Source organism: Litorilituus lipolyticus (genome assembly GCF_006439335.1).
GTDB lineage: Bacteria > Pseudomonadota > Gammaproteobacteria > Enterobacterales > Alteromonadaceae > Colwellia > Colwellia lipolytica.
Genome location: NZ_SAWY01000021.1, coordinates 166,336 through 179,522, shown reverse-complemented (window position 1 = coordinate 179,522; position 13,187 = coordinate 166,336). Strand labels below are relative to the sequence as shown.

Annotated in this window: 11 protein-coding genes; 5 read left to right on the top strand and 6 right to left on the bottom strand. The window is 37.8% G+C overall.

Translation table 11 applies throughout. The features are described 5' to 3' along the window. Positions 1-104: 104 nt before the first annotated feature. Positions 105-1,625 (bottom strand): acetaldehyde dehydrogenase ExaC, encoded by a 1,521-nt coding sequence (exaC, locus tag EPA86_RS11420; protein ID WP_140603689.1) that lies wholly within the window; start codon positions 1,623-1,625, stop codon positions 105-107. 176 nt (positions 1,626-1,801) lie between these two features. On the opposite strand from exaC, the gene EPA86_RS11415 reads away from it, so the two are divergent. The 3 genes from EPA86_RS11415 (at position 1,802) to EPA86_RS11405 (ending at position 4,259) form a co-directional block, all read left to right on the top strand. Continuing rightward, positions 1,802-2,713: a helix-turn-helix domain-containing protein gene (locus EPA86_RS11415; protein ID WP_140603744.1), complete on the top strand. Its 912-nt coding sequence runs from the start codon at positions 1,802-1,804 to the stop codon at positions 2,711-2,713. Between the two features lie 126 nt (positions 2,714-2,839). Further along, a complete protein-coding gene (gene ylqF, locus EPA86_RS11410) occupies positions 2,840-3,775 on the top strand; it encodes a ribosome biogenesis GTPase YlqF (RefSeq protein ID WP_140603687.1) in 936 nt (311 codons plus the stop codon). Between the two features lies 1 nt (position 3,776). After that, positions 3,777-4,259, top strand: a complete 483-nt coding sequence (locus EPA86_RS11405; RefSeq protein ID WP_140603685.1) for an HIT domain-containing protein — start codon at positions 3,777-3,779, stop codon at positions 4,257-4,259. Between the two features lie 73 nt (positions 4,260-4,332). Here the strand turns inward: EPA86_RS11405 and megL are convergent, their stop codons facing one another. Beyond that, a complete protein-coding gene (gene megL / locus EPA86_RS11400) occupies positions 4,333-5,598 on the bottom strand; it encodes a methionine gamma-lyase (protein ID WP_140603683.1) in 1,266 nt (421 codons plus the stop codon). A 404-nt stretch (positions 5,599-6,002) separates the two neighbouring features. Here megL and EPA86_RS11395 point away from each other — a divergent pair, with 404 nt between their 5' ends. Continuing rightward, positions 6,003-7,601, top strand: coding sequence for a sigma 54-interacting transcriptional regulator (locus tag EPA86_RS11395; protein WP_140603681.1), 1,599 nt, complete (start codon positions 6,003-6,005; stop codon positions 7,599-7,601). A gap of 108 nt (positions 7,602-7,709) precedes the next feature. After that, the gene (locus EPA86_RS11390) at positions 7,710-9,551 is read left to right on the top strand and encodes a protein kinase domain-containing protein (protein ID WP_140603679.1); all 1,842 of its coding nucleotides are present in this window, start codon (positions 7,710-7,712) and stop codon (positions 9,549-9,551) included. Positions 9,552-9,618: 67 nt separating this feature from the next. Here the strand turns inward: EPA86_RS11390 and lipA are convergent, their stop codons facing one another. The 4 genes from lipA to EPA86_RS11370 form a co-directional block, all read right to left on the bottom strand. Then, on the bottom strand, positions 9,619-10,599 hold the full coding sequence (gene lipA / locus EPA86_RS11385; RefSeq protein ID WP_140603677.1) for a lipoyl synthase: 981 nt from the start codon (positions 10,597-10,599) through the stop codon (positions 9,619-9,621). Between the two features lie 15 nt (positions 10,600-10,614). Beyond that, positions 10,615-11,307 (bottom strand): lipoyl(octanoyl) transferase LipB, encoded by a 693-nt coding sequence (gene lipB / locus EPA86_RS11380; RefSeq protein ID WP_281284880.1) that lies wholly within the window; start codon positions 11,305-11,307, stop codon positions 10,615-10,617. A gap of 37 nt (positions 11,308-11,344) precedes the next feature. Further along, positions 11,345-11,608, bottom strand: coding sequence for a DUF493 family protein YbeD (gene ybeD, locus EPA86_RS11375; RefSeq protein WP_140603675.1), 264 nt, complete (start codon positions 11,606-11,608; stop codon positions 11,345-11,347). A 243-nt stretch (positions 11,609-11,851) separates the two neighbouring features. Continuing rightward, positions 11,852-13,018, bottom strand: coding sequence for a serine hydrolase (locus EPA86_RS11370; protein ID WP_140603673.1), 1,167 nt, complete (start codon positions 13,016-13,018; stop codon positions 11,852-11,854). Positions 13,019-13,187: the final 169 nt, after the last annotated feature.

Sequence of the window (13,187 nt, the reverse complement as noted above, 5' to 3'; positions counted from 1 at the left end):
AAGAGATTTTATTATCATCAATTATGAGGACATTAGCCAGAAAAAACGCGAGTAAGACAATGTCTTCTCGCGTTATTAAATTAGATAGTTTGTTTTTTAAGCAATTAGAAAAAGCCTAACGGGTTCACATCGTAACTGGTCAATACATTTTTCGTTTGTTGATAATGTTCAAGTGCCATTTTATGGGTTTCTCTACCCACACCTGACTTTTTGTAGCCGCCAAAAGCCGCATGAGCTGGGTACATATGATAGCAATTAGTCCATATTCTTCCTGCCTGTATCTTTCTTCCCATTCTATAGGCAAGGTTAGTGTCTCTTGTCCAAACACCGGCACCTAAACCAAACTCTGAACTGTTTGCGATCTCAAGGGCTTGGGCTTCATCTTTAAAGGTAGTAACAGAAATAACAGGGCCAAAGATTTCTTCTTGGAATATCCTCATATCATTTTCACCTTTTAATAATGTTGGTTGTATATAAAAACCATTATTAAATTCAGCGGTTACTTGCTCCACATCGCCACCCATTAGTAATTGGGCACCTTCTTTTTTGCCTATATCAATATAGGATAGTATTTTATCAAATTGCTCTTGTGAGGCTTGAGCACCAACCATAGTGTCAGTGTCTAGTGGATTACCGCGCTTAATGGCTTTGGTGCGTTCAATGACCATCTCAATAAATTTAGGGTAGGCTTCCTCTTGAATTAATAAACGAGAAGGGCAGGTACATACTTCACCCTGGTTAAAGTAAGCAAGTACAGCACCTTCAATACATTTGCTTAAGTATTCATCTTCTTGCTCGAGTACGTCATTAAAGAAAATGTTGGGTGATTTTCCACCTAGCTCAACTGTAGAAGGAATGATATTCTCAGCAGCACATTTTAAAATATGTGAACCCACCGGTGTTGAACCGGTAAACGCTATTTTAGCAATACGTTTGCTTGTTGCTAGTGCTTGACCCGCCTCAGCTCCAAAGCCATTTACTATGTTTAATACTCCCGCTGGTATTAAATCTTCAATTAGTTCCATGAGTACTAAAATTGACGCAGGCGTTTGCTCTGCAGGTTTTAATACGATGCAATTTCCTGCTGCTAAAGCCGGGGCAAGTTTCCAAGCAGCCATAAGTAAAGGGAAGTTCCATGGAATAATTTGTCCAACAACACCTAATGGTTCATGGTAATGGTAAGAGACTGTCATCTCATCTATTTCACCAATAGAGCCTTCTTGTGCACGTAAACATCCGGCAAAATACCTGAAATGATCGACGGCTAATGGTACATCTGCTGCTAACGTTTCACGTACAGCTTTACCGTTATCCCACGTCTCAGCAACCGCTAATAGCTCTAAGTTTTGCTCTATTGTGTCAGCAATTTTTAATAAAATATTTGAACGTTCGGTAACTGATGTGGTGCCCCAAGAGTCTTTTGCTTTATGTGCTGCATCTAGTGCCAGCTCAATATCTTGCTCATCAGATTGAGGTATTTGACAAAACGGTTTGCCATTTACAGGACTAACATTGTCAAAGTATTTACCATTTTGTGGTTCTACCCATTGACCACCAATGAAGTTTTGATAGCGTGTTTTAAAGTTAATGACAGCACCTTCTGTACCCGGTGTGGTATAAATCATAATCCTTCCTCAAGATAATTTTCGTTGAATTTTTCTTTTTTATTGGTTATTTTTTTAGTTGTTTAAAGGCAACAAGGTTAACCTTAGACAATTACTGTTCTTTTAACTGTGCTGTAAATTCACAAAACTTGTCTGCTAGTTCAGAAAGTGAATCAACCTACATGGATGGCGTGAGAATGATTACTCAGGTTATTGATAAGTCGAGAAGTACTCCTCAAGTATTAGTTGAGAATAAAATTAGTTATGCTGGTCCTGAATCAGAGCTAAGTATTTATGATACGTATCAAAAAGCTGATAGAGTTCAGCTAAAGTCTGATCAGTTACTGTTTTGTGCCATGGTGACAGGTAAAAAGATCATGCATAGTGATGTAGATAATTTCGATAGTGATTTTCTGCCTCATGAATCATTTATTATGACGCCAAACAGCCAAGTTGAAATAGACTTCCCAACGGCACAGCTATCAAAACCTACCACATGTTTAGCTTTAGAAATCTCTAAAGATCGGATTAATCAAGTTGCTGACACACTTAATGCACAGCAAACACTAGATAAGACATTTGGTCATTGGCAATATCATCACAATCTTGTGCATACTCATCATAATACGCAAACACAAGCGGTATTAAATCGTATCGTACAAATTTATGGTGAGAATCACACAGAGCGTAGCGCCATGATTTCCTTAGCCGTTTCTGAACTGGTGATCCGATTATTGCACCACCAAACAAGAGAGTTCCTGTTATCTTTTTGTCAAAAAGACCCTGAAATTAACGGGTTAACTGCGGTTGTTAATTACATTGAGCAGCATTTAAGTGAGCACCTTGATATTGATTCTTTAGCACGTTTAGCTTGTATGAGCCGAACAAAGTTTTTCAATGCATTTAAACAACATATGGGTTGTAGTCCTATTGCCTTTCAACAGCAAAGACGCCTATATACTGCAGCGAACTTGTTAAAAGCTGGCAAGACAGTTACACAATGTTGTTTTGAGTTAGGCTTTATGAATACCAGTCACTTTAGTCGTTGCTTCAAACAATTTTACGGTTATAGCCCTAGTCAATATAAAATGCGTCAGTTGAATAGTTAGCTTCTTCCATTGAATTATTCAACGATAATGAGTAAGTACTTTAGGTAAGTTATTGGCTTATTATTTATCTTTTGTCTTTTTAGCGCTAAAATTGCGCCAACTTCCCCTTTGTTCATTAGGAATATCATGGCGATTAACTGGTTTCCAGGCCACATGCATAAAGCGCAAAAAGAGATTAAAGAAATATTACCGCAAATAGACGTGGTAATTGAAGTGTGTGACGCGCGACTCCCCTTTAGTAGCGAAAATCCAATGATCACAGAAATCAGAGGTGACAAACCGCTGATTAAAATTTTGAATAAAAGTGATTTAGCTGACGCTAATGTTACCCAAGTTTGGTTAGATTATTTAGAATCCCAGCATAATGTTAAAGCCATAGCCCTCACCACAGATAATCCCAGTGTTGCTAAAACTATCCCAACATTAATACGTAAATTAGTTCCAAATAAAGATGAAACAGGTAAACAGATTAATGCGGTGATAATGGGAATACCCAATGTTGGTAAATCTACACTTATCAATACTTTAGTAGGAAAAACTAAAGCTAAGGTCGGTAATGAACCTGCCGTTACTAAAGGGCAACAAAGGATCAGGTTAGAAGAAGGGTTGTACTTATTTGATACTCCTGGAATGCTCTGGCCGAAAATCGCTAATGAAAATAGTGGTTATCGATTAGCTGTTTCTGGTGCAGTAAAGGATACTGCTTTTGATCATGATGAAATAGCTTATTTTGCTGCTGAATATTTATTAAAAGCTTATCCTGAAAGATTACTTGAACGCTATAAATTTAAAGAATTACCTGAGCATGAAGAAGATCTTATTGAAGCATTAGGTCGTGCGAGAGGTTGTGTTAAAAGTGGTGGTAGAGTTGACTTACATAAAGCGTCTGTGATCCTTATCAATGAAATCCGCGATAAAACATTGGGTGCAATTTCTTTTGAATTACCCGAGATGGTAAATGAAGAAAATGTTCATTTCGCTGAACTAGAAGAAAAACGTATTGCTGCGCGAGAAGCTAAAAAACTAGCGCGTGGTAGAGGCCGTAAAAATAAAAGGAAATAACATGACAGTGTCATCTTCTGATCAAAATAGTGAGCTGACTGATGAGCAAGAGCTACTCACAGATAATGACTTTACTTTACATTCGCAATTACAGCATGATTGTATAACTCTAGCTGAGTTACCGTTATCTAAACTGTTATTGTGCAATGATAGCCAGTACCCTTGGTTTATATTAGTGCCCAAGGTAAACAATATAAAAGATGTTTATCAACTTAACTGGCAGCAACAGCAACAATTGCAAAATGAGTCTAGTTTAATTAGCGAGTTGTTAATGCAGGTATTTGGCGGTGATAAAATGAATGTTGCCGCACTAGGCAATGTTGTTGAGCAGTTGCATGTTCATCATGTTGTTCGATATAAAACCGATGCAACTTGGCCGAAGCCTATTTGGGGGCAGTTACCACTAAAACCGTATAGTGAGCAACAATTAACAGCTCTTAAAGGTAAGCTATTACCGGGCTTATCAGTAATATTTGAGCCTTAAAATATCTAGCCCAATTAAATAGAAAAAGCTCAGCTAAAGTAGCTGAGCTTTTTCTTGGCTGTTACCGCAGAAACTATAAGGTATCGACAGTTTGCTTGCTATTTTTTGTATCAGCAGCTGCTTGATGCTTAGCATCGAAAATTGCTTTGACCTCAATTAAATCGAGGGATTGTTTTAAATCTGCAACTAAGTCTTCCACGTTTTCAAGACCAACCGAGATACGAATCAAACTATCACTAATACCTGCATCTTGACGCTCTTCTGGCGTATAAGGTGAGTGAGTCATTGAAGCAGGGTGCTGTATTAATGATTCAGCATCACCCAAACTTACGGCAATGGAAAATAAGCTCATTCGGTTAATGAAATCACTACCGCCAGTTAAATCGGTATTAAGTTCAAAAGCAATGACTCCGCCCGGCGCTTTCATTTGCTCACCGATAAATTTGTTGCCTGGATGGCTTTTTAGACCTGGGTAATAAACTCTGGCTACACTTGGGTGGTTTTCTAAAAACTCGGCAACAGTTTGAGCATTACTACAGTGGCGTTCCATTCGAATAGGTAATGTTTTTAAACCACGCATAATGAGCCAAGCATCATGAGGACTGATTGTGCCACCGATATCTTTCAATGCCGTCATTTTGATTTCATTGATCATTTCAAAGTTACTACACACTATGCCAGCCACAACATCACCATGACCATTAAGGTATTTAGTGGCGCTGTGAATTACGATATCTGCGCCAAATTTGACGGGTTGTTGAAGTACAGGCGTTAAAAAAGTATTGTCGACAACAGAGATTAATTGATGCTTTTTGGCAATTGCGCATATGCTTGCTAAATCAAGTACCACAAGGTTTGGGTTAATAGGTGTTTCTAAAAAAATTAATTTAGTATTTTCTTTTACTGCGGCACTAATATTTTCAGGCTCTGTCATATCAACAAAGGTAACTTCAATATTGAATTTTTTCAGCATGTGGCTCATTAAAGCATAAGAGCAGCCATATACAGCTTTTGACGAAATCATATGATCGCCTGATTGAAGATTGGTCAGTAATGCTGCTGAAACTGCTGCCATACCTGTTGCTGTCGCCGCAGCATCATCCATTCCTTCCATTGCTGCAACACGTTGTTCAAGTTGACGAGTCGTTGGATTGCCTAATCTGGTGTAAATATAGCCTTCACTTTCACCCGCAAACCTATCGCCACCTTGTTGAGCATCATCAAAAATAAAGGTAGAGGTTTGATATAAAGGCGTTGCTAATGAACCAAATTGTTCATCATTTATTCTACCTGCATGAATTGCATTGGTTTCGATGTGATTACTTTTGAACTTCGTCATAAGACTCTCTTGCGTAGTTAATTGATTATTTATTTTTATTTTTTGCTATGAAGCTTGCCACTTTACTAAAGCAATAATGGCCAAGGTCTTTAGTATTAAAAAAGTGTTTTTCAATCCTTTCATATCAATGAACAGGTAAAGAGCAATTAGTCTGCCAACTTCGTAAGTTGTTGTTTTGTAAAGGATTACCTGTTTTTTTGTGTATCGTAGTAATATGATTTGATTTTATTTTGTAATAAAAATAGTACAGAGTGCCATGATAATATTAAATTTGTCATTTTAATCGCTTTAATACCTGTTATTTTAGGGTATTATGGTTGTACTAAAATTATTACTCTGTACTTTATTTAGTACGGGTGAGTGTCTAAGCTGTATGTTGGAGCGATTATTTATGGAGATTAACGATGAAAGTTGTTATCGAATCTACGGATAGAATTGGTATTTCCCAAGAAATTTTAACTTTGTTTGCTCAGCAAACATGGAATTTAAAGGCCGTGGAAATTACCAGTTGCTTTACTTATGCTCACCTCGAACATGAAGATTTATCCTTAAAGGATTTAGAACAATGTCTACGTTCTGTTCAGGGCATTATTAACGTTGCTAGAATCTCGCTAATGCCAAGTGAGCAAAGAGAAAATCATTTGCAGGCATTATTAGATAAAATTCCAGAGCCGATCATAGATGTCGATAAACAAGGGAATATCTTAGCGATTAATCAGGCAACTAAGGTACTCATTGCTCATCATCAAGGGTTATCTGACATCAATCAATCTGAGCAATTTGAATATATTGGTAAGCCGCTAACGAATTTTTTAAAGCAATTACATACATCATTCTTTTTTGAAGATGCGAGTAGTCACGCGGTTACCATTAATGGAAAGGGATATTTAGCCGATATCACGCCAGTATTTTCACCACAACTTAACGAGCAAAAGCAACCTGTTGAGCAGGTTTCTGGTGCTGTGGTTGTCCTTAGAACAATGAATACCTTAGGGCGTCAAATCTCGTTGATGCAATCTCGTCAGCAGCATGACTTTGACAGTATTATTGGTCAGTCTAGTGAAATTAACCTAATTAAAGAGCAGAGCAAGCGCTTTGCTGAATTAACATTGCCGGTATTAATTAATGGTGAAACAGGAACGGGGAAAGAGCTCATTGCACGCGCGATACATAATGCGAGTGTGAGAAATAAAGCGCCATTTTTAGCAGTTAATTGTGCTGCATTACCAGAACACTTATTAGAGAGTGAGTTATTTGGTTATGCAAGTGGTGCCTTTACTGGTGCCCAAAAAGGTGGCAAGCCAGGCTTAATTGAATTGGCTGATGGTGGCAGTTTATTTCTGGATGAAATAGCTGAAATGTCGAGTTATTTACAAGCAAAATTATTAAGGTTTCTAGAAGACTTCACTTATCGCCGCGTGGGGGGGACTAAGGAATTAAAGGCTAATGTTAGGCTCATTAGTGCTACACATCAAAACTTGGCAAAGCTTATCGCTGAGCAAAAGTTTCGAGAAGATCTTTTTTATCGCTTAAATGTGTTAAGTCTAAACTTACCAGCACTACGTGATAGAGCTTCAGATGTTCCTTTATTGGCTGATTTTTTTATCCAAAATGCGATTAAGCAAGTTGCAAGTTCAGATAATTATGATTCCGTGAATATTGAACTTACTCAAGATGCTATTTCATTGTTAAAACAATATGCTTGGCCGGGTAATATTAGGCAATTACAAAATGTGCTTTTTAGCGTTGTTGCATTAAATCAAGGCAGTAAAATAAATGCCAGCGATCTAAAAGTAGAGTTAGATAAAGTGTTGCAAGGTGAACAGAATAAAACAGTGAAAGTCAGTGAGGAGAAGAGCTGGGCAGATGCACAGGCTGATTTTGAACGAGGTTTATTAGAGCAGTTATATCCCCTATATCCAACGACAAGAAAACTTGCTGAGCGATTAGCGGTTTCTCATAATAAGATAGCGATGAAATTACGAGAGCATCAGATCAAGTAGGTGTTGGTGCGTTTGCTGAATTTTAAGGATTAAGTCATAGTTATCACTTGTGATTTACCGTAATTATCGGTAGGTTATGAGAATATGAACAGCTAAGCCATAACCTTTGTGACCACTAAAAAATTACAACATTTTTATATTGCTGAAGAGCAGTCGATCTATTTGTTAAGTCATAAAGATGCAACAAAATTAAAGCAATGGGTTGAGCTTTGTCAGCAGCAGTTGAAGCAACTGGGTTATCAACAAGTCGCTCTATTAGGAAAAGGGGCCTATGGCTTTGTTTTCTCAGCATCTAAGTCTGTTCTTAAACAATTTCACGGTAATGTCGTTTTTAAATTCTCTAGAATAAACTTACCACAGCATGTTCAAGATAGATTGGCAGAAGAGGCTGATTTACAAGGGCAATTACATCACCCTAAAATTCCAAAAGTCATTGATTATCAAAAGATAAAGCGTCAATCAATATTGCAAATGGCCAGAGCACCCGGTATCGATTTAGAGAAATTGTCTCATCGAATTGGTCCTTTACCTATTGAACTCATTATTAGTATTGCACTACAACTTGCTGATATTTTAATGTACTTACGCAACCCTAAAAATCATGTTCAGCAAAAGCCTATTGTTCATGGCGATATCAAACCGTCGAATATTGTTTATGATGAGGCAACAGGTGAAGTGCAGTTAATTGACTGGGGTTCATCTGTGACTGCTCAGTTAGGTGTTGATAAACAAAGTACCAGTAACAATGTGATGGATTTGATGAGCAGTGATTTACAGCACAGCAATGCTCGCCTTGGTGATGTTTATTTTATTGGACCAGAACAATTAAATGGCGGTTTATCATCTCCTCGTTTTGATGAGCAAGGTTTAGCGGCAACCTTATATGCATTAGCATCAGGGCAGTCGTGTCGTTATGGTGTAAAAGTTATCACGCCTAACTCATTAGGCTTACCTAAAATGCTAGCGCAAGTGCTGACGGCGATGCTTAGTGATGATGAACAGCAGCGAGAACAAGCAGGTGATTACTTCTTTAATAATGTTCATTCTTTGCGTCAATTAGTTTTATCTAAAACGCCGACACAACATTTAAGCCCCGCTAAAATACCTGTTTGGATAAAGCCAAAAGGTGAGGAGATAGATACGGTTGTTTATGGCTCGAGAAAGTCTTTTTTGCGGGAGTCTAGTGATAAAGAGCATTTAACTGATGTTGATGATGCACAATTAGATAAATATTATAAAAATTACTTGATGGGCATGGGGGACAATGAAAAAGCCTTTATCGCGGCGTTAAGTCGACTGGGAAATTTTCCCGTCGTGGGTGGTTTGGCTATACGCTGGGAAAAAGATGGTGTTTATATTGATTCTAATTTGAGCTTGTTTGATCCGAGTTTAAAAGATTCTTTTGAAAGCGCAGTTAATAATATGATTAGTTTGGCACAAGGAATATTTAGAATAGGTGTTATCAAGAGTTGTTTATTTAATGCGAGAAACACATTGCATGTTGAACGTAAAAAGCGAGATCAGCCGTTTATTGCGCATGAAGACCAATTCATTCCTTTTGATGTGAGCGATGTGCCTGAGCTTGATGATGAAACACGCTTACACTCGTATTTTGAGGATGGTAAAGATCCTGATGAATATCTCTATTTACCTGATGTAATGATGGCGGTATTGGCGCGATTGAACTTAATTCATCATACGGGCTGTATTATCTTTGAAGTACTGCCAAATCACTTAAAAATACATAGTTATTTACGGTTATTAAACCATGAAAAACAAGCTGAATTTAGTCAATGCCTTGAAGAGTTGCTGGCTTTATTACCTACCATTAGTGGCTTAGGCATATCAGGTTTTATGAAGTTTCCTTATAAAGATACCCGTTTTTTTGAGCATATTAGCAGTCTACCGGAAAGGTACTATCCAAAGAATCCTAAAGTGGTCGAAGTTTAATCTAGATTAGGAAAACGCACACACTAGGTAAGAGTACCTAGTGTGTTTATTGAAGATGACAGGGAAGTTATTTAACTTCTTCACCGGCCGCTTGCTTGTCGGCGTGGTATGATGAACGAACTAGTGGGCCACATGCCGCGTGTTCAAAACCCATTTTCATTGCTTCTTTTTGGAACATATCAAAATCATCAGGGTGAACATAACGTTCAACAGGTAAATGATCTTTACTTGGTTGAAGGTATTGACCAATGGTCAACATAGTAACCCCATGATCACGTAAATCTTGCATGACTTGCAAAATCTCTTCGTTGGTTTCACCTAAACCAACCATTAAACCTGATTTTGTAGGGACTTCAGGATTTGCTTCACCAAATTTTTTCAATAAATCTAGTGACCATTGATAGTTAGCGCCCGGTCTTGCTTTAGTATATAAACGTGGGGCAGTTTCCATATTGTGGTTGAATACGTGAGGAGGATGCTGGTTTAATATCTCTAATGCGCGATCCATTCTGCCACGAAAATCGGGAACTAAAATTTCGATTTTAGTTTTCGGCGACTTTTCATTGATTTCTTTAACACAATCAGCAAATTGTTGTGCTCCACCGTCACGAAGGTCATCACGGTCAACGGAGGTAATAACCACATATTTTAATTTCATATCCTGTAAGCTAAGTGCCAATTTTTTTGCTTCATCAGGATTTGGTGCCAATGGACGCCCATGGCCAACGTCACAGAAAGGACAACGCCTAGTACAAATATCACCCAGTATCATAAAGGTCGCAGTACCATGGTGGAAACATTCAGAAAGGTTAGGGCATGAGGCTTCCTCACACACTGAATGTAGTTCATGTTTGCGTAATGAGTTTTTAATATTGTCTATGCGATCACTGCTTTTAGGTAATTTGATCCTTAACCAGCTTGGCTTTCTAAGCATACTCTCACGTGTTGAGCTGACCACTTTAATTGGTATATGAGCCAATTTATCTGCATCACGTAATTTTGTACCTGGTTCAATTTTAACGGGGTTTTTCGTCGTTGAATTGCTCATTATGATTTACTACTCTTACTTAGGTAATCCCGCTTGATAATTCACTTGGTGAACTTCAAGTAAGGTCGTTAAATGTTTTACTAATGCTTTTGCTGCACTTGCGGTGTCTGTTGGACCATTTACATCGGCCGTTTGTATCATTTCAAGACCAGCATAGCCGCAAGGGTTAATACGTAAAAAAGGTGATAGATCCATGTTCACGTTTAGGGCTAAGCCATGAAAAGAACAGCCTTTTCTCACGCGTAAGCCTAGAGAAGCTACTTTTTTTTCATCGATGTATACTCCAGGCGCATCGGGTTTCGCATAAGCGACAATATTATAGTCACCGAGCGCTTGTACAATACTATTTTCGATCAAAGTGACTAACTGTCTGACCCCTATTTTTCTACGTCTGAGGTTAATCATAAAATAAATAACTTGTTGACCGGGACCATGATAGGTTATTTGTCCACCTCGATCCGCTTTAACCACAGGAATATCACCAGGTACGAGTAAATGCTCTTCTTTACCTGCTTGCCCTTGAGTAAATACGGGCGGGTGTTCAACTAGCCATAACTCATCGCAAGTACTTTCATCGCGCTCGTTGGTAAAGTCTTGCATGGCTTGCCAAACAAGACTGTAGTCCATACAAGCAAGCTCTCTTACTATGATATTATTTACTATGTTGTAAGTGCTTTCGGCTTTTGGTATTTCAGCAGTATCGTGCACGTAGGTATCTCTATAAGGGTTTTAAAATAGCAAAGAACTATAAAACGTATCTAACTTGCTCAATAGCAGTTAGCGTTTTATAAATCTTTTCAATATGCTCTTTACTCGTCACCGTAACGGCTATAGAGACCGAGTGATAGTTGCCTTTTGAACTTGGCTTTATTGTAGGAGAGTAATCTCCTGGGGTATGCTTTTGCAATTCTGCAATGATAAGATCAGGTAATTCATCACAGGCTACACCCATTACTTTAAAGTTTAAAACAGTAGGAAAATCTAATAACTCATCAAACTTGGTTTTCATTTTACACTCAATTTATTAAATAAAATTCGAAATATGTATAGTTAATCAGTATTTAATACTACATATTTGGCTTTTGCACTTAACTTGCACGCGGCAAAGGCAAACATACCGTTATTTTATCATTTTTTATTAGCTGCTGTTATGATTATTTTTTCTAAGTTAATGTGCAGATATTGTCGGTATAAAAAAAGCCTCAATAGATGAGGCTTTTACTAAATACTATTTGTTTAATAGGTGATTGTTTTAGTTAATAAACTGCAATTTTACGTAGTCAACTAAGCGGCTGAACATACTTCCTTCATTAACTTCTTCTAAAGTCACCAGAGGGTATTGAGCAACATCTTCACCATCAAGCTGTAAAAATAATGTACCAACAACCGTACCTTTAGCAATCGGCGCTGTTAATTGTTGGTTTAATTCAAAGTTAGCTTTTAAATTTTTACGTTGACCACGAGGTATTGTGATAGGCGTATCAAGTAAAATACCTAAATCAATATTCTCTTTATCGCCCATCCAAATACGGTTGCTGACAAATTTTTCGCCTGCTTTATAAGGGGTAATTGTTTCAAAAAAGCGGAACCCATAGTTTAGTAATTTTTTACTCTCAACTTTACGGGCACGTTCACTTTCAGTACCCATTACAACGGTAACTAATCGCATATCGCCTTTAGTTGCAGAGGTGACTAAACTGTAACCTGCATTTGAAGTATGGCCTGTTTTCATGCCGTCAACATTTAAACTTTTGTCCCACAACAAGCTATTACGGTTGTATTGTTTAATGTTGTTATAAGTAAATGATTTTTGCTTGTATAAGGCATATTCTTCAGGTACTTCACGAATGATAGCACTAGCAAGCGTTGCCATGTCTCGAGGTGTTGTCATATGCTCTGAACTATCTAAGCCATGACTGTTTTCAAAGTAACTACTCGACATTCCTAATTGCTCAGCATGTGCGTTCATTAAGTCTGCGAAAGCACTTTCACTACCTGCGATATGTTCGGCCATTGCCACACAGGCATCATTACCTGAGGCAACGATAATGCCTTTATTTAACAGGTCTACAGAAACCTCTGTTCCAACTTCAATAAACATTTTTGATGAATCAGGGAATTTTTTCGCCCAAGCATTTTCACTGATCATGACTTTGTCAGAGTTACTGATATTGCCATTTTCTATTTCTTTACCAATGATATAGCTGGTCATCATTTTAGTAAGACTTGCTGGCGCTAATTGCACATCAGCATTACCTTCGGCGATGACCTTGCCTGTTGTATGGTCAATTAGAATAAAACCTTTGGCGTTAATTTGAGGCGCATCGGGAATGATGGTAACTGCGTGAGAAAGCGTACTAAAAGTTACGGTTGCGCCAATGAAGAGTTTGCCAATAAGAGAGATAAGTTTTTTTGCCATAATAATATTCGAATTTTGGTCAAGTTATGAAGAAGATAAGAGGCAAAGTATACCATTTAAAAATCTCTTGGCTATGGCCTATTGCGGGATATTTCATCAAATTTTGCAAAAACTCTCAGATAAATGTGCTTATTTTGTAACAGGCTATAAATTCTACGCTTTATAATGT

Coding starts and splice junctions, on each gene's coding strand:
- EPA86_RS11370 (WP_140603673.1), bottom strand. CDS start 13,018: ATGGCAAAAAAACTTATCTCTCTTATTGGCAAACTCTTCATTGGCGCA.
- EPA86_RS11405 (WP_140603685.1), top strand. CDS start 3,777: ATGACAGTGTCATCTTCTGATCAAAATAGTGAGCTGACTGATGAGCAA.
- EPA86_RS11395 (WP_140603681.1), top strand. CDS start 6,003: ATGAAAGTTGTTATCGAATCTACGGATAGAATTGGTATTTCCCAAGAA.
- ylqF (WP_140603687.1), top strand. CDS start 2,840: ATGGCGATTAACTGGTTTCCAGGCCACATGCATAAAGCGCAAAAAGAG.
- megL (WP_140603683.1), bottom strand. CDS start 5,598: ATGACGAAGTTCAAAAGTAATCACATCGAAACCAATGCAATTCATGCA.
- lipA (WP_140603677.1), bottom strand. CDS start 10,599: ATGAGCAATTCAACGACGAAAAACCCCGTTAAAATTGAACCAGGTACA.
- ybeD (WP_140603675.1), bottom strand. CDS start 11,608: ATGAAAACCAAGTTTGATGAGTTATTAGATTTTCCTACTGTTTTAAAC.
- EPA86_RS11415 (WP_140603744.1), top strand. CDS start 1,802: ATGATTACTCAGGTTATTGATAAGTCGAGAAGTACTCCTCAAGTATTA.
- exaC (WP_140603689.1), bottom strand. CDS start 1,625: ATGATTTATACCACACCGGGTACAGAAGGTGCTGTCATTAACTTTAAA.